The following is a 17,830-nucleotide window of genomic DNA, read 5'->3' on the forward strand; positions in this document are numbered from 1 at the left end:
ATCCAGGGGTGCCCGACTCGACCCCGAACTCTCCCGACGCCGTCCCCGCCCCGGAGACCGGCCTGGACCCGGCCGTCGCGGCCCGCCTCCGGCGCGACCCGGCTGGCCTGGTCGCCGCCGTGGTCCAGCAGCACGACTCCGGCGAAGTGCTCATGGTCGGGTGGATGAACGACGAGGCGCTGCACCGCACGTTGACCTCCGGCAGGGTGACGTTCTGGAGCCGCTCGCGCCAGGAGTACTGGCGCAAGGGCGACACCTCCGGCCACGCGCAGTTCGTGAAGTCCGTGAGCCTGGACTGCGACGGCGACGCCCTGCTCGTGCGCGTCGACCAGGTCGGGGCTGCGTGCCACACCGGCGCCCGGACCTGCTTCGAGGCGGGCGGGGACCTCTCCGCCGTCGTCGGCAGCCGTCCTGCCCCCAGCGGCGATGAGTCCCTTCCCGGCCAGCCCGACACTCGAGGAGCCCGATGAGCGCCCCCGCCCTCCCCACCGAGATGACAGGCGTCGAGGTCCCCTGGGGCGCGACGTGGCCCAGGGTCGACGAGTTCCGGGCCCTCGCCGCCGGGCGCCGCGTCGTTCCCGTGGTGCGGCGCCTGCTCGCGGACGACGTCACCCCGGTCGGGCTCTACCGCACCCTGGCGCAGGGGCGGCCCGGCACGTTCATCCTCGAGTCGGCCGAGTCCGACGGCGCCTGGTCGCGCTACTCGTTCATCGGTGTGCGCTCGCGCGCGACCCTGACCTCCCGTGACGGCAGGGCCGTGTGGCACGGCGACGTCCCGGTGGGGGTCCCCCTCGAGGGCGACCCCGTCGAGGTGCTCGCCCAGACGCTCGAGGTGCTGCGCACGCCCGCCGTGCCCGGCCTGCCCCCGCTGACCGGTGGACTGGTGGGCGCCCTGGGCTGGGACGTCGTCCGGCACTGGGAGCCGACGCTGCCCGCGCGCGCGCCCGAGGAGCTCGGGGTGCCCGAGCTGACGATGTGCCTGGTGAGCGACCTGGCCGTGGTCGACCACCACGACGGCTCGGTGTGGCTGGTCGCCAACGCGATCAACTTCGACGACACCGACGCCCGGGTCGACGAGGCGCACGCCGACGCGGTCGCGCGGCTCGACGGCATGCAGGCGGCCCTGCTGCACCCGGCGCCCCCCGCGGCCGCCGGGCTGGCCGACCTGCCCGAGCCCGCCCTGGAGTTCCGCACGGCCCGCGCCGACTTCGAGGCGTCGGTGCGCGCCGGCCAGGAGGCCATCCGCGACGGCGAGGTCTTCCAGGTGGTGCTCTCCCAGCGCCTCGACCTGGACTGCCCGGCCGACCCCATCGACGTCTACCGGGTGCTGCGCACCATCAACCCGAGCCCGTACATGTACTACCTGCAGCTCTCGGACGCCGATGGCGCCGAGTTCGCGGTGGTCGGCTCCAGCCCGGAGACGCTGGTCAAGGTCACCGACGGGCGGGTGGTGACGTTCCCGATCGCCGGCTCGAGGCCGCGTGGCGCCGACCCCGACCACGACCGGCGGCTGGTCGACGAGCTGCTCGCCGACCCCAAGGAGCGCGCCGAGCACCTGATGCTGGTCGACCTCTCTCGCAACGACCTGGTCAAGGTCTGCGAGCCGGCGAGCGTGGAGGTGGTGGAGTTCATGGAGGTCAAGCGCTTCAGCCACATCATGCACATCTGCTCGACGGTCGTGGGACGGCTGCGCGAGGGCGCCACAGCGGTGCAGACCCTCATGGCGACCTTTCCGGCGGGGACGCTGTCAGGCGCCCCGAAGCCCCGGGCGATCGCGCTCATCGATGAGATCGAGCCCGCCAGGCGGGGCATCTACGGGGGCACCGTCGGCTACTTCGACCTGGCCGGCGACATGGACATGGCCATCGCCATCCGCACCGCGCTGATCCGCGGGGGGCGTGCCAGCGTGCAGGCGGGCGGGGGCATCGTCGCGGACTCGGTGCCCGCGCTGGAGTACGAGGAGTCGCGCAACAAGGCGGCCGCAGCGGTCCGCGCCGTGCAGGTGGCCGCGCGTCTGCGCGGAGTGCGCCCATGACCGCACGACAGGGCGGGGCCGGGCGATGAGCGATCTCGCCGACGTGGCCGGTCAGCCGACCTCGCCCGGGGCTGGGGCCCGCCGTCGGGGACGCGGGCCCGCGGCGGCCCTGCTCGTCCTGCTCGCGGCCCTCACCGCCGGCGCGGCCCTGCCGGTGTGGTTGCGGAGCACCGGGACGAGCGCCTTGCACGGCGAGGTGGCGGTCGAGGTGACGGGCACGCAGGCCGCGCCCGGGGTCGTCGCCGCGGCGCTGGTGCTGCTCGCCGCCACCGCGGCGGTCGGCCTGGTCGGCCGGGCCGGGCGGTGGGTCGTGGTCGTGGTCGTGGCCGCGGCGGGCGCCGTGGTCGTCGCCTCGGCCGCGGGAGCCGTCGCGGACGCCGCGGGGGCCGCTGAGGCCGCCGTGGCCGAGCTGACAGGCGTGGGGGTGCTCACGGCGCCTGTCGAGATCACCGTCTGGCCGTGGGCGGCGCTGCTCGCGGGCTGCGCCGACGTCGTCGCCGCCGTCGTGCTGGCCGCGCTGTCCCGCTCGTGGCCGCAGCCGAGCCGCAGGCACGCCAGCCCGGCCGTCGCTGCCGCCGTCCCGCAGCAGGGCGCCCCGGTCGACGACCAGGCCGCGTGGGACTCCCTGACCCGCGGCGACGACCCCACCTGAGCGCGGCCCGGACCAACGTCCCAGCATGGCGGACCGCGCGCGTGCTCTCGCTGGTCGGATAGGCTGTCCGGCAGAATCCCTGACCAGAAAGAAGCTGCCACCATGGCCGAGCAGACAGTTGAGCGCCGCCCCGGGAACGGGGCCACCGGCTCCTCGTCCGAGGAGACGGTCACCCTGCCCCTCAGCACTCCGCCGACCAACCACGGGCACACCAACGCCTCGTGGACGCTCGTGGTGTTCGTGCTCGTCGGCTTCACGATGTCGGGCCTCGCGCTCGTGTTCTCCACGCCGTGGGTCTTCTGGGCCGGCATGGGCGTCATCGTGCTCGGGGTCATCGTCGGCAAGGTCCTGCAGATCCTCGGCCACGGGCAGGGCGGCGCGGCAACGCTCGCGAAGCAGGCGGGTCAGAGCGCACACTGACAGTGCGAGTGGGTTGAGGCGCTCGTCCCGGCCGCCTTCGCCGTGAGTGGCTGGCTCGCATCCGGACGTCGCGTCGTGCGGCGGCGGATGTCCCACCGGCACTAGGCTGCGCGAGCGGCAGGTGGACCGCCCTGCCGGAGTACGACCGTTCCCGACCGATGGTGCGTGCCGTCGGTGTGACCTCAGGAGACATGATGTCGACCCCGAACGAGCCGCAGAACCCGTACGGCGCCGGTGACCAGCCCGAGCAGCCGTCGAGCCCGTCGGGCGAGGGCGCCCAGCAGCCCGGTGGCTACCCGCCCGCGCCGCAGTACCCGTCGGACCCGTACTCGCAGCAGCCGGGCAGCGCCCAGCAGCCCGGTGGGGCGCAGTACCCGCCCGCGCCCCAGTACCCGGGCGCGCCCCAGTACCCGGGCGCCGGCCAGTACCCCGGTGCTGGCGGCTACCCGCAGCAGGGCTACGGGTACCCCAAGAACACCCTCGGCGTCTGGTCGCTGGTGCTCGGCATCGTGGGCCTCCTGTTCTGCGGGCTCCTCACCGGCATCCCGGCGGTGATCGTCGGGTCGAAGTCCAAGAAGGCCGTCGCCGCGGGCGAGGCGAACAACGGCGGCATGGCGACCGCGGGCATCATCCTCGGCTGGATCGCGATCGCGTGGACGCTGATCGCGATCATCGGCTTCATCGCGATCGGCGGGATCGCCGGCTACAGCGACTGGCTCAACGACATGAGCAGCACCTCCGGTTACTGAGGCGCCCTATGCCAGGCCCGCAGCACCGCCCGCTCCCGGTCTCGGGGGCGGGCGGCGCTGCGTCCGGGCCCCGCGCCCGGCTCACCCGGCTGCGTGCGCCCGGGGCCGTCGCCGTCGCGATCGCCGGCGCGACGTGCTGGCTCGCCCTCGTGGACCCGCACACCCCCGGCGAGTACGGCGTGTGCCCGCTGCTCGCGCTCACCGGGTTGTACTGCGCCGGGTGCGGAGGTCTGCGCGCCACGCACGACCTCGCCCATGGCGACCTGGCCGGCGCCTGGGCGATGAACCCGCTCCTCGTCCTGGCCGTCCCGCTGGTCGCCGTGCTCTGGGCGCGGTGGGCGGCCCGCCGATGGCGCGGCGCCCCCGTGCCGCCGCGCGAGCAGCCGCGGCTGTGGCCCGCGTGGTCGCTGCTCGTGGTGGTGGTCGGGTACTCGGTGCTGCGCAACGTCCCCGCGCTGGCTCCCGTGCTCGCGCCCTGAGCCCTTACGCTCTGGCGACCCCACAGATCGAGGACCCGTCAGATGAGCGTCAGCTCCACCCCGCCTGCCCACGACGGCGCGGCTAAGCCGTCCGCGGGCCAGGCGGGCCCGCACCAGGCCCAGCCGCAGCACCCAACGCAGCAGTACCCCGCGCAGCAGCACCCCGCGCAGCAGTACGGAGCCGGCTCCGGCGGCTACTACCCCGGCGGCCCTTTCATGTACCCGCGCAACGAGCTCGCGGTCTGGTCGCTCGTGCTCGGCCTCGTGTCGTTCGTGCTGGGATGCATGTTCGTGACCGGCATCCCCGCGATCATCCTTGGCAACAGGGCCAAGCGCGCCGCGGAGGCGGGCGAGGCGGACAACCCCGGCCTCGCGACCGCGGGGATCGTCCTGGGGTGGACCTCGGTCGTCCTGGGTGCTCTGCTGACCGTGGCGCTCGTCGTGGTGTTCGGCATGACGGCCGCATTCGTGCAAGGGCTTCGCGACGCGTTCTGACCTGCTGACGGGGGGCGAGGGTCCAGAAGGTGGCCGGTTGTCGGTGCCTCGCGGACTCGCCTCTACGATGGCGAGACGTGGGGCCGTTGACCGGACGGCGACATGCGCGCCGAAGGGGGAGACATGACAGTTCTCGACGACATCGTCGCCGGGGTGCGGCAAGACCTCGCCGCACGCGAGGCGGCCACGCCGCTGGCAGCGCTCAAGGAGCGCGCCGCGCGGACGCCGGAGGCCAAGGAGTGCCTGTCGCTGCTCCGGGTCGAGGACGCCGTGACCGTGATCGCCGAGGTCAAGCGCTCGAGCCCGAGCAAGGGCGCACTGGCCTCGATCGCGGATCCCGCCGCCCTCGCCGCGGAGTACGAGAAGGGCGGCGCCGCCGCCATCTCGGTCCTCACCGAGCAGCGGAAGTTCAACGGCTCGCTCGCCGACCTCGACTCGGTCCGCGCGGCGGTCGACATCCCGGTGCTGCGCAAGGACTTCATCGTCACCCCCTACCAGGTGTGGGAGGCCCGTGCCCACGGCGCCGACCTCGTCCTGGTGATCGTGGCGGCCCTCGAGCAGACGGTCCTGACGTCGCTCATCGAGCGCGTCCACTCGCTGGGCATGACCGCGCTGGTCGAGGTGCACGACACCGAGGAGGTCGCGCGCGCGGTCGACGCCGGCGCCCGGGTGATCGGCGTCAACGCGCGGAACCTCAAGACCCTCGACGTGGACCGCAACACGTTCGCCCGGGTCGCCCCCGCGATCCCCTCCGGCATCGTGCGGATCGCCGAGTCCGGGGTGCGTGGGCCCCTGGACGTCATGGACTACGCCCGCGCCGGCGCGGACACCGTGCTGGTGGGGGAGGCCCTCGTCACGGACGACGCGCCGCGGGAGTCGGTGGCAGACCTGGTCGCCGCGGGCGCGCACCCGTCGCTGCGGGCGGTGCGGCAGTGAGCGCCCCCGAGCTGTCGGGCGGCCCGCTGGGCACGCACGCGGGACCGTACTTCGGCCAGTTCGGCGGCCGCTTCGTGCCCGAGGCGCTGATCGCGGCGCTCGACGAGCTCGAGACCGAGTACCACAAGGCCCTGGCCGACCCGGCGTTCGGGCAGGCGCTCGCGCGCCTGCACCGCACGTACACGGGCCGGCCGAGCATGCTGACCGAGGTGCCGCGGTTCGCGGAGCACGTCGGCGGCGGCGCCCGGGTGTTCCTCAAGCGCGAGGACCTCAACCACACCGGGTCGCACAAGATCAACAACGTGCTGGGGCAGGCCCTGCTCGTCAAGCGCATGGGCAAGAAGCGCGTCATCGCGGAGACGGGCGCGGGCCAGCACGGCGTGGCGACCGCGACGGCTGCCGCCCTGATGGACCTCGAGTGCACCGTGTACATGGGCGAGGAGGACACCCGGCGCCAGGCGCTGAACGTCGCCCGGATGCGGCTGCTGGGAGCCGAGGTCGTCCCCGTCGCGATCGGCACCCGCACGCTCAAGGACGCCATCAACGAGGCGCTGCGCGACTGGGTCGCCAACGTCGAGACGACCCACTACCTGCTGGGCACGGTCACCGGCCCGCACCCGTTCCCCGAGATGGTCCGCGACTTCCACAAGGTCATCGGCGAGGAGGCGAAGCAGCAGCTCGCCGAGGAGGTCGGCCGGCTTCCGGACGCCGTCGCCGCGTGCGTGGGCGGCGGCTCGAACGCGATGGGCATCTTCAACGCGTTCCTCGACGACCCGCAGGTGCGGCTGTTCGGCTTCGAGGCGGGTGGCGAGGGCGTCTCCTCGGGCCGCCACTCGGCCAGGTTCAGCGGCGGCGCCCCCGGGGTGCTGCACGGCGCGCTGTCCTTCCTGCTGCAGGACGAGGACGGCCAGACGCTGCCCAGCCACTCGATCTCCGCGGGGCTCGACTACCCGAGCGTCGGCCCCGAGCACGCGTGGCTGAACGAGATCGGCCGGGTGTCCTACCAGCCCGTCACCGACACCGAGGCGATGGACGCGTTCCGGCTGCTCTGCCGCACCGAGGGCATCATCCCGGCGATCGAGTCCGCGCACGCTCTCGCGGGCGCGCTGCGGCTCGGCGCCGAGGCGGCCACGTGGGACGTGCCCGACGGGCAGGCTCCGGTGATCCTGGTGAACCTGTCCGGCCGTGGGGACAAGGACGTGGCCACGGCCGCGCGCTGGTTCGGGCTGATCGACGACGAGACCGGCACGACGTCAGACGAGGGAGTGCAGCTGTGAGCGTGCTCGACACGACGGACCGCGCTGACGCTGCCGTGAGCCCCACGGGCTCGCGGCTCACCGCCCTCGCGGAGGGCGCGGACGGGTCCCCGGGCCGCGCGGCGCTGATCGGCTACCTCCCCGTGGGCTACCCGGACGTCGCCCGCTCCGTCGAGGCGGCGCGGACCATGGTGGGCGCCGGCGTCGACATCGTCGAGCTGGGCGTGCCGTACTCCGACCCCGTGATGGACGGGCCCACCATCCAGCACGCCGTCGAGCACGCGCTCGCCGGCGGCGTCAAGGTGCGTGACGTCCTCTCCTCAGTCGAGCAGGTGGCCGAGGCCGGCGCTCCCGTGCTGGTGATGACGTACTGGAACCTGGTCATGCGCTACGGGATCGAGGCGTTCGCGCGCGACTTGGCAGCGGCCGGCGGCGCCGGCCTCATCACCCCGGACCTGATCCCCGACGAGGCGTCGCGCTGGATCGCCGCCTCGGACGAGCACGGCCTTGACCGCGTGTTCCTGGTCGCCCCGAGCTCCACCCCCGAGCGACTGGCGCGCACGGCGGCGGCGTCACGAGGCTTCGTGTACGCGGCCTCCACGATGGGTGTCACGGGGGAGCGCGCCACGGTCGGCGACCGGGCCGCCCAGCTCGTCGCCGACACCCGGAGCGCCGGGGCCGGGCACGTGTGCGTCGGACTCGGCGTCTCGCGCGCCGAGCAGGCGGCCGAGGTGGCCTCCTACGCCGACGGTGTCATCGTCGGGTCCGCACTGGTGCGCGCGGTGCAGGAGGTGGAGTCCGACCCGACGCGCGGGATGGACCGCCTCGCCGAGGTCACCGCGGAGCTGGCCGCCGGCGTGCGGGGGGCGCGCCGGTGACGACGCTCGCGGCCTTGATCGCCCCCGCGGCCATCCCCAGCCCTCCCGTCGCGGAATGGCACCTGGGGCCGTTCCCGCTGCGCGCGTACGCGCTCGCGATCCTCGCGGGGATCGTCGTGGCGGTGCTCATGACCCAGCGGCGGTGGGTGGCTCGGGGCGGCGACGCGGACGACGTCCTCGAGATCGCGTTCTGGGCGGTGCCCTTCGGCATCGTCGGTGGGCGGATCTACCACGTGTTCAGCTCGCCCGACGCTTACTTCGGCGCGGGCGGCGACCCCTGGAAGGCGCTCGCCATCTGGGAGGGCGGGCTTGGGATCTGGGGCGCCGTCGCGTTCGGCGCCGTGGGCGCCTGGATCGGCTGCCGCCGGCAAGGCGTGCGGCTGGCCCCGTTCGCCGACGCCGTCGCCCCCGGGCTGCTGGTCGCGCAGGCCATCGGCCGGCTCGGCAACTGGTTCAACCAGGAGCTGTTCGGCGCGGAGACGACGCTGCCGTGGGGCCTGCGCATCGACGACGCCCACCTGCCGCTCGGGTACGAGTCCGGCACGCTGTTCCATCCGACGTTCCTCTACGAGCTGTTGTGGAACCTCGCGGGCGCCGCGGTGCTCATCTGGGCCGACCGGCGGTGGCGGCTCGGCCACGGGCGGGTCTTCTGGCTGTACGTGATGATCTACACCACGGGCCGTCTGTGGATCGAGCTGCTGCGCATCGACCCGGCCGAGACGATCGGGCCTTTCCGGCTGAACGTCTGGACGTCGCTCGTGGTGGGGGTCGGCGCGCTGGTAGCGTTCATCCTGGTCGGACGTCGGCATCCTGGACGCGAGACGACTCTCCTGCTGAGGACCCCCGCAGCGCAGGAGGAAGAGGACAACGCATCAGAGAACGCCCGCTGACCGCAGGCGCGTGGTGCGGGATTCTCGCCGCGACGATGTGACCTGCCTCTCGCGAGGGGATATCGTCGCGTGACGTTCGGGCCAATGGCGACCCCACGTTTCCCTTCATGTTGTCGCTACGCCCCGAACTCGGGGTCTTTGAGGACGGTGCTGATGTCCACGTCGCCCGTGACCCCCGGCACGCTCCGCGCGCCGGTGTCGCAGGGTCTCTATGACCCCGCGGCCGAGCACGACGCCTGCGGGTTCGCCTTCGTGGCGACCCTGCGCGGCACCCCCGGCCGCGACATCGTCGACGCCGGGCTGACGGCCCTGCTCAACCTCGATCACCGTGGCGCGGTCGGCGCCGAGAAGGACTCCGGCGACGGCGCCGGCATCCTCACGCAGATTCCCGACGCCTTCCTGCGGGACGTCGTCGACGCCGAGCTCCCGCCCGCCGGGCACTACGCCATCGGGATGGCCTTCCTGCCGGTCGAGCCGGCCGAGCAGGCGGCCGCGGTGCGCGCGATCGAGGCGATCGCCGCCGAGGAGAAGCTCGACGTGCTGGCGTGGCGCGACATCGCGGTCACCGCCGACCTGGTGGGGCCCACGGCCCGCGCGTCGATGCCCGCCTTCAAGCACCTGGTGGTGGCGGACCCGTCCCGCGAGCTGTCGGGGCTCGAGCTCGACCGCCGCGCGTTCCGGCTGCGCAAGCGCTCCGAGCGGGAGCTGGGGGTGTACTTCGCGTCGCTCTCGGCGCGGACCCTCACCTACAAGGGGATGCTCACCACCGCGCAGCTCGAGCCGTTCTTCGCCGACCTGTCGGACCCCCGGTACGCGAGCGAGCTGGCGCTGGTCCACTCCCGCTTCTCCACGAACACCTTCCCCTCGTGGCCGCTCGCGCAGCCCTTCCGGATCGTGGCGCACAACGGCGAGATCAACACGGTGCGCGGCAACCGCAACTGGATGGCGGCGCGCGAGGGCATGCTCTCGAGCGAGCTGCTCGGCGACCTCACCCCGCTGCTGCCCGTCTGCACGCCAGGCGGGTCGGACTCGGGGAGCTTCGACGAGGTGCTCGAGCTGCTGCACCTCGCGGGCCGCTCGCTCCCGCACGCGGTGATGATGATGATCCCGGAGGCGTGGGAGAACCACGCCCAGATGGACCCCGAGCGCCGGGCGTTCTACGAGTACCACGCGTCCTTGATGGAGCCGTGGGACGGCCCCGCGGCGATGACCTTCACCGACGGCACGCTGATCGGCTCGGTCCAGGACCGCAACGGCCTGCGCCCCGGCCGGTACTGGGTGACCGAGGACGGGCTCGTCGTGATGGCCTCCGAGGCCGGCGTGCTGGACCTGGACCCGGCGTCGATCGTGCGCAAGGGCCGGCTCGAGCCCGGCCGCATGTTCCTGGTGGACACCGGCAGGGGCCGGATCATCGAGGACGAGGACGTCAAGGCCCAGCTCGCGGCCCAGCGGCCGTACGCGCAGTGGGTGCGGGACAACTCGATCTACCTGGACCAGCTGCCCGAGCGCGAGCACGTGGCGCACTCCACCGCGTCGGTGCGGCGCCGGCAGCGCGCCTTCGGCTACACCGAGGAGGAGCTCAAGGTCATCTTGAGCCCAATCGCGGCCACGGGCGCCGAGCCGCTGGGCGCGATGGGCTCGGACACGCCGGTCGCGGTGCTGTCGACCCGCCCGCGGCTGCTGTTCGACTACTTCACGCAGATGTTCGCGCAGGTCACGAACCCGCCGCTCGACGCGATCCGCGAGGAGCTGGTCACCGCGATCGGCGGGGCCATCGGGCCGGAGCCGAACCTGCTCGAGGACCTCCCCGAGCACGCGCGCAAGCTCGTCCTCCCGTTCCCGGTCATCGACAACGACGCGCTCGCGAAGATCGTCCGGATCGACAAGGACCCGCGGCTCGCCGGGATCTTCCGCTCGGTGATCGTGCGCGGCCTGTACAAGGTCGACGGCGGGGGAGCAGCCCTCGAGCGGCGCCTCGAGGAGATCTTCGCCGAGGTCGACCAGGCGGTGGCCGACGGCGTCAGCTTCATCGTGCTGTCCGACCGCGACGGCGACGCCGACCTGGCCCCGATCCCGTCTCTCCTGCTCTCGAGCGCGGTGCACCACCACCTGCTGCGCCGGCACACCCGCACGCAGGTCTCACTGGTGGTCGAGTCGGGCGACGTCCGCGAGGTCCACCACGCGGCGCTGCTGATCGGCTACGGGGCGGCCGCGGTCAACCCGTACCTCGCGATGGAGACCGTCGAGGACCTGGCGCGCAGCGGCTACCTGCCGGGGGTGAGCCCGGAGCAGGCCGTCAAGAACCTGATCAAGGCGCTCGGCAAGGGCGTGCTGAAGGTCATGTCGAAGATGGGCATCTCGACGATCGCGTCGTACCGCGGCGCCCAGGTCTTCGAGGCCATCGGCCTGTCGCACGCCCTGGTCGACCGCTACTTCACGGGCACCACGAGCCGCCTGGGCGGCGTGGGCCTGGACGTCATCGCGGCCGAGGTCGCGGCCCGCCACGCCGACGCGTACCCGGCCAGCGGGAACCGGCAGCCGCACCAGCGCCTCGCGGTGGGCGGCGAGTACCAGTGGCGACGTGACGGCGAGGAGCACCTGTTCGACCCGGAGACGGTCTTCCGGCTGCAGCACTCGACGCGGACCCGCCAGTTCGACGTGTTCCGCGAGTACTCCCAGCGGGTGGACGAGCAGTCCGCGCGCCTGATGACGCTGCGCGGCCTGCTGCGTTTCAAGGAGGGCGAGCGCGCGCCGGTGCCGATCGACGAGGTCGAGCCCGTCAGCGAGATCGTCAAGCGGTTCAACACGGGCGCCATGTCCTACGGCTCGATCTCGGCCGAGGCGCACGAGACGCTCGCGATCGCGATGAACCGGATCGGCGCGCGCTCGAACACCGGCGAGGGCGGCGAGGACCCCGAGCGGCTGCACGACCCCGAGCGGCGTAGCGCGATCAAGCAGATCGCGTCGGGCCGGTTCGGCGTCACCTCGGAGTACCTGACGTTCGCCGACGACATCCAGATCAAGCTCGCGCAGGGCGCGAAGCCCGGCGAGGGCGGGCAGCTGCCCGGGCACAAGGTGTACCCGTGGGTCGCCAAGACCCGGCACTCGACGCCGGGCGTGGGGCTCATCTCGCCGCCCCCGCACCACGACATCTACTCGATCGAGGACCTCGCCCAGCTCATCCACGACGCGAAGAACGCGAACCCGTCGGCCCGGATCCACACCAAGCTCGTGAGCGAGTTCGGGGTGGGCACGGTCGCCGCCGGGGTCGCGAAGGCGCACTCGGACGTGGTCCTCATCTCGGGCCACGACGGCGGCACGGGCGCGAGCCCGCTGACGTCGCTCAAGCACGCGGGCACACCGTGGGAGATCGGCCTGGCCGAGACCCAGCAGACGCTCGTCCTCAACAACCTGCGCGACCGCGTGGTGGTGCAGGTCGACGGCCAGCTCAAGACGGGCCGGGACGTGGTGATCGGCGCGCTGCTCGGCGCCGAGGAGTTCGGCTTCGCGACCGCGCCGCTGGTGGTCTCGGGCTGCGTGATGATGCGCGTGTGCCACCTGGACACCTGCCCGGTGGGCGTCGCCACGCAGAACCCCGAGCTGCGGTCACGGTTCACCGGCAAGCCGGAGTTCGTGGTCACGTTCTTCGAGTACATCGCCCAGGAGGTCCGCGAGATCCTCGCGAGCCTCGGCTTCCGGAGCATCCTCGAGGCGGTGGGCCACGTCGAGCTGCTCGACACCCGCACGGCCATCGAGCACTGGAAGGCGGAAGGGCTCGACCTGGGCCCGGTGCTGGCCGTCCCGGAGCCTGTCGAGGGCTCGGCGCTGCACCACACCCGCCTGCAGGACCACGGTTTGGAGCGCGCGCTGGACAACCAGTTCATCGCGCTGGCCGCCGACGCGCTCGAGAACCGCACGCCGGTGCGGATCGAGCTGCCGGTGCGCAACGTCAACCGGACGGTCGGGACGATGCTCGGCCACGAGGTCACCCGTCGGCACGGAGGAGCGGGCCTGCCCGACGGCACGATCGACGTGACGCTGACCGGATCGGCCGGGCAGTCGTTCGGCGCCTTCCTGCCGCGGGGCGTCACGTTGAGGCTGTTCGGCGACGCGAACGACTACGTCGGCAAGGGCTTGTCCGGCGGGCGGATCGTGGTGCGCCCGGACCGCAACGCCGTGCTCTCGGGCGGCAACAACGTGGTCGCGGGCAACGTGATCGGCTACGGCGCGACCTCGGGCGAGATGTTCGTCCGCGGGCTGACCGGTGAGCGCTTCGCGGTGCGGAACTCCGGGGCGACGCTCGTCGTCGAGGGCGTCGGGGACCACGGCTGCGAGTACATGACCGGGGGCGTCGTGCTGGTGCTCGGGCCCACCGGCCGCAACTTCGCGGCGGGGATGTCCGGCGGCAGCGCGTACCTGCTGGACGCCGACCCCGCGCTCCTGAACACGGCGGCGTTGTCCTCGGGCGAGCTGTCGCTCGAGCCCTTGGGCGACGAGGACGCCGCACTCGTCGAGGAGCTGCTGCGCCGCCACCTGGCGGAGACCGGGTCCCCGGTCGCGGAGGAGCTGCTGGCCGACCCGGAGGCGACCCGGGCCCGTGTCACGCGCGTCCTGCCGACGGAGTACGCCCGCATGCGCCGCGCGCTCGCCCAGGCGGAGGCCGACGGCCTCGACCCTGCGGCGCCCGGCGTCTGGAACGAGATCTTGGAGGTGGCACGTGGCTGACCCGCATGGCTTCCTGAAGGTGCGGGAGCGCGAGCTGCCCGCCAACCGTCCCGTCCCGGTGCGCCTCATGGACTGGCGTGAGGTGCATGAGCACCGCGCCGGTCACCCCGAGGACACCGCAGTGCTGACCAGCCAGGCTGGCCGCTGCATGGACTGCGGCATCCCGTTCTGCCACAACGGCTGCCCCCTCGGGAACCTGATCCCCGAGTGGAACGACCTGGTGTGGCGCGAGCAGTGGGCCGACGCGAGCGAGCGTCTGCACGCGACGAACAACTTCCCGGAGTTCACCGGCCGGATCTGCCCCGCGCCGTGCGAGAGCAGCTGCGTGCTGGGCATCAACCAGCCGCCGGTGACCATCAAGAACGTCGAGGTCTCGATCATCGACGAGGCGTTCGACCGCGGCCTGGTGCACCCGCAGGTGCCGCAGCGCCTCACCGGACACACCGTCGCCGTCGTGGGCTCAGGTCCTGCCGGCCTCGCGGCCGCGCAGCAGCTGACCCGCGCGGGCCACACCGTGGCGGTGTTCGAGCGGGACGACGCGATCGGCGGGCTGCTGCGCTACGGCGTGCCCGACTTCAAGCTGGAGAAGCGGCACATCGACCGCCGGCTGGACCAGATGCGCGCCGAGGGCACCCGGTTCCGCCCTGGCGTGGAGATCGGACGCGACATCACGTGGGCCGACCTGCGGGCCCGGTTCGACGCGGTGGTCGTCGCGACCGGCGCCACGGCGCCTCGCGAGCTGCGCGTCCCGGGCGTCGAGCTCGACGGCGTGCACGTCGCGATGGACTACCTGCACCAGGCGAACGCCGTGGTCGCGGGGCACGAGGTCCCCGACCAGATCGTCGCCACCGGCAAGCACGTCATCATCATCGGCGGCGGTGACACGGGCTCCGACTGCCTGGGCACGGCGCTGCGCCAGGGCGCCGCGTCGGTGACCACGTTGGCGATCGGCAAGCGCCCGCCCTCGGAGCGCCCCGAGAACCAGCCGTGGCCCACCGACCCGATCCTCTTCGAGGTCTCCACGTCGCACGAGGAGGGCGGGGAGCGCGACTACCTGGCCTCCACCGTGGCGTTCCTCGGCGGTGAGGGCGAGGACGCCGGCCGCGTCCGCGCGCTCCGGCTCGCCACGACCGAGTACCTGCCTGACGGCCGACGGGTCCCGACCCCCGGCACCGAGCGGGACATCCCCGCCGACCTCGTGCTCATCGCGATGGGCTTCACCGGGCCGGAGACGGCTGAGATCGTCGAGCAGACCGGCGTCGCGCTGACCCCGCGCGGGCTGGTGGAGCGCTCGGAAGACTTCGCCACGTCGCTTCCCGGAGTGTTCGTGGCAGGCGACGCCGGGCGCGGTCAGTCGCTCATCGTCTGGGCCATCGCCGAGGGCCGTGCGGCCGCGGCGGCCGTCGACACCTATCTCGCAGGCAGCACCGAGCTCCCTGCTCCGGTCACCGCGCGCACCATGGCGCTGCGACCGTAAAACCCCTGATCAACGTCATTACCGGTCGGTGGGAACGCAGACCGGGACGTTCGGTCCCGAACCAGTTCCCCACGAAAGGCCTAGGCTTGCCCCATGCGTAGAGCAAAGATCGTCTGCACCATTGGACCCGTCACGGAGTCCGCCGAACAGATCCAGGCGCTTGTCGACGCCGGCATGGACGTCGCGCGACTGAACCGCAGCCACGGTGACACCGAGGTGCACCAGCGGGTCTACGAGAACGTGCGCGCCGCCGCTCAGGCGTCCGGGCGTTCCGTGGCCGTGCTGGTCGACCTCCAGGGCCCCAAGATCCGTCTGGGCCGGTTCGCCGACGGCAAGCACGAGCTGGCCGAGGGTGACATCTTCACCATCACCACCGAGGACGTGCCCGGCACCAAGGAGCTCGTCTCCACCACGCACAAGGGCCTGCCGAACGACGCCCGCGTGGGCGACCCCATCCTCATCGACGACGGCCGCGTGCTCGTGCGCGTCATCGAGGTCGACGGCCCCCGCGTCGTCACCCGCGTCGAGGTCGGCGGCCCCGTCTCGAACAACAAGGGCCTGAACCTCCCGGGCGTCGCGGTCTCCGTGCCCGCGATGAGCGACAAGGACGAGGCGGACCTCCGCTGGGCCATCCGGATCGGCGCCGACATCATCGCGCTGTCGTTCGTGCGCAGCGCGGCCGACTACGACGACGTCCGCCGGATCATGGAGGAGGAGGGCCGCGTCCTCCCCGTCATCGCCAAGATCGAGAAGCCGCAGGCCGTCGAGAACCTCGTCGAGATCGTCGCCGCGTTCGACGGCATCATGGTCGCCCGTGGCGACCTGGGCGTCGAGCTGCCGCTCGAGCAGGTCCCGCTGGTGCAGAAGCGCGCCGTCGAGCTGGCCCGTCGTTCGGCCAAGCCCGTCATCGTCGCCACGCAGGTGCTCGAGTCGATGATCTCCGCGCCGCGTCCGACGCGCGCCGAGGCCTCCGACTGCGCCAACGCGGTGCTCGACGGCGCGGACGCGGTCATGCTCTCGGGCGAGACCAGCGTCGGCGAGTACCCGATCGAGGCCGTGCGCACCATGGCGCGGATCATCGAGAACACCGAGGAGCTGGGCCGGGAGCGCATCGCGCCCCTCGGCTCGACCCCGCACACCCGGGGCGGCGCCATCACGCGTGCCGCCGCGGAGATCGGCGAGACGCTGGACGTCAAGTACCTCGTGACGTTCACGCAGTCGGGCGACTCGGCCCGTCGCATGTCCCGTCTGCGCTCCTCCATCCCGCTGCTGGCGTTCACGCCGGAGCGCCCGGTGCGCAACGTGCTGTCGCTGAGCTGGGGCGTCCAGTCCTACGAGGTGCCCTCGGTCGAGAGCACCGACGCGATGGTCAAGCAGGTCGACACGACGCTGCGCGCCAACGGACTCGCTGAGGTCGGCGACTACGTCGTCGTCGTCGCCGGCACGCCGGTGGGCGAGGTCGGCTCGACGAACTCGATCGTCGTGCACAAGATCGGTGACGAGGAGAGCGGCTCCGGCCGCATCGCCTGACCCACCGCTCCACGCTGACGCGAGCCCCCCGGGACCTGTCCCGGGGGGCTCGCCTCGTCTGGAACGGCCAGCGCGGGGCTCAGCCGGGCGCGACCCCGGCCTCGGCGGCGCCCGCCGGCTCGCGCCGCTGCGCGCCCGCGCCGGGCACGGACCGGCGGTCGGGGCCGGTGTACACGCTCAGCGGCCGGATCAGCGCGTTGCTGGCGACCTGCTCGCGCACGTGGGCGGTCCAGCCCACGACCCGGCTGGCGGCGAACAGCGGGGTGAACGTGGGGGTGTCGAACCCCATGAGGTGGTAGGCGGGCCCCGTCGGGTAGTCGAGGTTCGGCAGGATGCCGGTGCGCTCGGCCATCCCCCGCTCGAGGGCCGCGTACATCGCGCCGAGGCCCTCCGGGTCGTCCAGGGCCAAGAGCTCGTCGAGCGCCGCCTTCATCGTCGGCACGCGGGAGTCGCCCGAGCGGTAGACGCGGTGGCCGAAGCCCATCACCTTCTGCTTGCGGGCCAGCGCCGCGTCGAGCCACTCCTCGACCCGGTCGGGGGAGCCGATCTCCCTGAACGTCGCCATCACCGCCTCGTTCGCCCCGCCGTGGAGCGAGCCCTTGAGCGCCCCCACGGCCGCGGTGACCGCGGAGTGCAGGTCGGAGAGGGTCGAGGCGACGACCCGGGCGGTGAAGGTCGACGCGTTGAAGGAGTGCTCGGCGTACAGAACCATCGACACCTCGAACGCGTTGACGACCGCCGCCGGCGGCACGTGCCCGAAGGTCATGTGCAGGAAGTTCTCCGCGTACCCGAGGTCGGGCCGGGGGTCGACCGCATCGAGGCCGTGCCGGCGGCGCTGGTCGAGGGCCACGACGGTGGGCAGCTGCGCCATGAGGTCCTGCGCGCGGGCGAGGTCGGCCTCGGGGGACCGGTCCTCCCACGTGGCGTCGTGCGCCCCGATGACGCTGACCGCCGTGCGCACCACGTCCATCGGGTGGGCGGTGAGCGGCAGGGCGAGGACAGTCTCCATGACCTCGTCGGGGAGCGAGCGGCGGGAGCGCTCCGCCAGGCGCATCCGCTCGAGCTCGGCGGCGTCAGGCAGCTCGCCGTGCCAGAGCAGATAGGCGACCTCCTCGAAGGACCGGTGGCCGGCGAGCTCCTGGACGGGGTAGCCGCGGTACAGCAGGGAGTTGCTGGCGGGGTCCACCGAGGAGATCTCGGTGGAGTCCACCGTGACCCCGGCCAGGCCCCGGTGGATCTGGGGCTCGGGGGGTGCGGTGCTCGGGGCGGGGGGTGTGGTGCTCTCGTCGGTCATCGGGGCCTCCATCG

15 protein-coding genes are annotated in these 17,830 nt (G+C 72.9%); 14 read left to right on the forward strand and 1 reads right to left on the reverse strand.

From position 1 onward, the window contains the following. Positions 1–8: 8 nt before the first annotated feature. The 14 genes from hisI (at position 9) to pyk (ending at position 16,522) form a co-directional block, all read left to right on the forward strand. Positions 9–470, forward strand: a complete 462-nt coding sequence (gene hisI, locus NP064_RS06725) for a phosphoribosyl-AMP cyclohydrolase (RefSeq protein ID WP_227568857.1) — start codon at positions 9–11, stop codon at positions 468–470. Next, positions 467–2,035: an anthranilate synthase component I gene (locus NP064_RS06730; RefSeq protein WP_227568858.1), complete on the forward strand. Its 1,569-nt coding sequence runs from the start codon at positions 467–469 to the stop codon at positions 2,033–2,035. Before hisI ends, NP064_RS06730 begins: the two co-directional genes overlap by 4 nt. Positions 2,036–2,060: 25 nt before the next feature. Beyond that, positions 2,061–2,687 carry a Trp biosynthesis-associated membrane protein gene (locus tag NP064_RS06735; RefSeq protein WP_227568859.1) on the forward strand — a complete coding sequence of 209 codons (627 nt, stop codon included), beginning with the start codon at positions 2,061–2,063 and terminating at the stop codon, positions 2,685–2,687. A gap of 102 nt (positions 2,688–2,789) precedes the next feature. Then, positions 2,790–3,107: an HGxxPAAW family protein gene (locus NP064_RS06740; RefSeq protein WP_227568860.1), complete on the forward strand. Its 318-nt coding sequence runs from the start codon at positions 2,790–2,792 to the stop codon at positions 3,105–3,107. A gap of 191 nt (positions 3,108–3,298) precedes the next feature. Beyond that, positions 3,299–3,856 (forward strand): DUF4190 domain-containing protein, encoded by a 558-nt coding sequence (locus NP064_RS06745; RefSeq protein WP_256813830.1) that lies wholly within the window; start codon positions 3,299–3,301, stop codon positions 3,854–3,856. 8 nt (positions 3,857–3,864) lie between these two features. Further along, positions 3,865–4,335, forward strand: coding sequence for a DUF2752 domain-containing protein (locus NP064_RS06750; protein WP_227568862.1), 471 nt, complete (start codon positions 3,865–3,867; stop codon positions 4,333–4,335). Between the two features lie 42 nt (positions 4,336–4,377). Beyond that, the gene (locus tag NP064_RS06755) at positions 4,378–4,830 is read left to right on the forward strand and encodes a DUF4190 domain-containing protein (RefSeq protein WP_227568863.1); all 453 of its coding nucleotides are present in this window, start codon (positions 4,378–4,380) and stop codon (positions 4,828–4,830) included. A 123-nt stretch (positions 4,831–4,953) separates the two neighbouring features. Continuing rightward, entirely contained in the window at positions 4,954–5,766 is an 813-nt protein-coding gene (gene trpC / locus NP064_RS06760) for an indole-3-glycerol phosphate synthase TrpC (protein ID WP_227568864.1), read from the forward strand. Continuing rightward, complete coding sequence (gene trpB / locus NP064_RS06765; protein WP_227568865.1) at positions 5,763–7,043, forward strand: tryptophan synthase subunit beta; 1,281 nt, start codon at positions 5,763–5,765, stop codon at positions 7,041–7,043. The genes trpC and trpB overlap by 4 nt, the downstream gene beginning before the upstream one ends. A 35-nt stretch (positions 7,044–7,078) precedes the next feature. Then, positions 7,079–7,900, forward strand: coding sequence for a tryptophan synthase subunit alpha (gene trpA, locus NP064_RS06770; RefSeq protein WP_227568941.1), 822 nt, complete (start codon positions 7,079–7,081; stop codon positions 7,898–7,900). After that, the gene (gene lgt, locus NP064_RS06775) at positions 7,897–8,790 is read left to right on the forward strand and encodes a prolipoprotein diacylglyceryl transferase (protein ID WP_227568866.1); all 894 of its coding nucleotides are present in this window, start codon (positions 7,897–7,899) and stop codon (positions 8,788–8,790) included. Before trpA ends, lgt begins: the two co-directional genes overlap by 4 nt. Before the next feature lie 153 nt (positions 8,791–8,943). Further along, positions 8,944–13,515: a glutamate synthase large subunit gene (gene gltB, locus NP064_RS06780; RefSeq protein ID WP_227568867.1), complete on the forward strand. Its 4,572-nt coding sequence runs from the start codon at positions 8,944–8,946 to the stop codon at positions 13,513–13,515. Beyond that, on the forward strand, positions 13,508–14,992 hold the full coding sequence (locus NP064_RS06785) for a glutamate synthase subunit beta (RefSeq protein WP_227568868.1): 1,485 nt from the start codon (positions 13,508–13,510) through the stop codon (positions 14,990–14,992). Before gltB ends, NP064_RS06785 begins: the two co-directional genes overlap by 8 nt. A 93-nt stretch (positions 14,993–15,085) precedes the next feature. Continuing rightward, the gene (gene pyk / locus NP064_RS06790; protein ID WP_227568869.1) at positions 15,086–16,522 is read left to right on the forward strand and encodes a pyruvate kinase; all 1,437 of its coding nucleotides are present in this window, start codon (positions 15,086–15,088) and stop codon (positions 16,520–16,522) included. Between the two features lie 79 nt (positions 16,523–16,601). Here pyk and NP064_RS06795 read toward each other — a convergent pair whose 3' ends face one another. Then, positions 16,602–17,816 (reverse strand): bifunctional 2-methylcitrate synthase/citrate synthase, encoded by a 1,215-nt coding sequence (locus tag NP064_RS06795; RefSeq protein ID WP_227568870.1) that lies wholly within the window; start codon positions 17,814–17,816, stop codon positions 16,602–16,604. Between the last annotated feature and the right edge of the window lie 14 nt (positions 17,817–17,830).

Source organism: Cellulomonas chengniuliangii, from assembly GCF_024508335.1.
Lineage (GTDB): Bacteria > Actinomycetota > Actinomycetes > Actinomycetales > Cellulomonadaceae > Cellulomonas_A > Cellulomonas_A chengniuliangii.

What these genes read in the sequence shown, in the direction of transcription:
- NP064_RS06730 (WP_227568858.1), top strand. Translation starts at nt 467, where the DNA reads ATGAGCGCCCCCGCCCTCCCCACCGAGATGACAGGCGTCGAGGTCCCC.
- NP064_RS06740 (WP_227568860.1), top strand. Translation starts at nt 2,790, where the DNA reads ATGGCCGAGCAGACAGTTGAGCGCCGCCCCGGGAACGGGGCCACCGGC.
- gltB (WP_227568867.1), top strand. Translation starts at nt 8,944, where the DNA reads ATGTCCACGTCGCCCGTGACCCCCGGCACGCTCCGCGCGCCGGTGTCG.
- pyk (WP_227568869.1), top strand. Translation starts at nt 15,086, where the DNA reads ATGCGTAGAGCAAAGATCGTCTGCACCATTGGACCCGTCACGGAGTCC.
- NP064_RS06750 (WP_227568862.1), top strand. Translation starts at nt 3,865, where the DNA reads ATGCCAGGCCCGCAGCACCGCCCGCTCCCGGTCTCGGGGGCGGGCGGC.
- NP064_RS06755 (WP_227568863.1), top strand. Translation starts at nt 4,378, where the DNA reads ATGAGCGTCAGCTCCACCCCGCCTGCCCACGACGGCGCGGCTAAGCCG.
- NP064_RS06745 (WP_256813830.1), top strand. Translation starts at nt 3,299, where the DNA reads ATGATGTCGACCCCGAACGAGCCGCAGAACCCGTACGGCGCCGGTGAC.
- trpC (WP_227568864.1), top strand. Translation starts at nt 4,954, where the DNA reads ATGACAGTTCTCGACGACATCGTCGCCGGGGTGCGGCAAGACCTCGCC.
- NP064_RS06735 (WP_227568859.1), top strand. Translation starts at nt 2,061, where the DNA reads ATGAGCGATCTCGCCGACGTGGCCGGTCAGCCGACCTCGCCCGGGGCT.
- NP064_RS06795 (WP_227568870.1), bottom strand. Translation starts at nt 17,816, where the DNA reads ATGACCGACGAGAGCACCACACCCCCCGCCCCGAGCACCGCACCCCCC.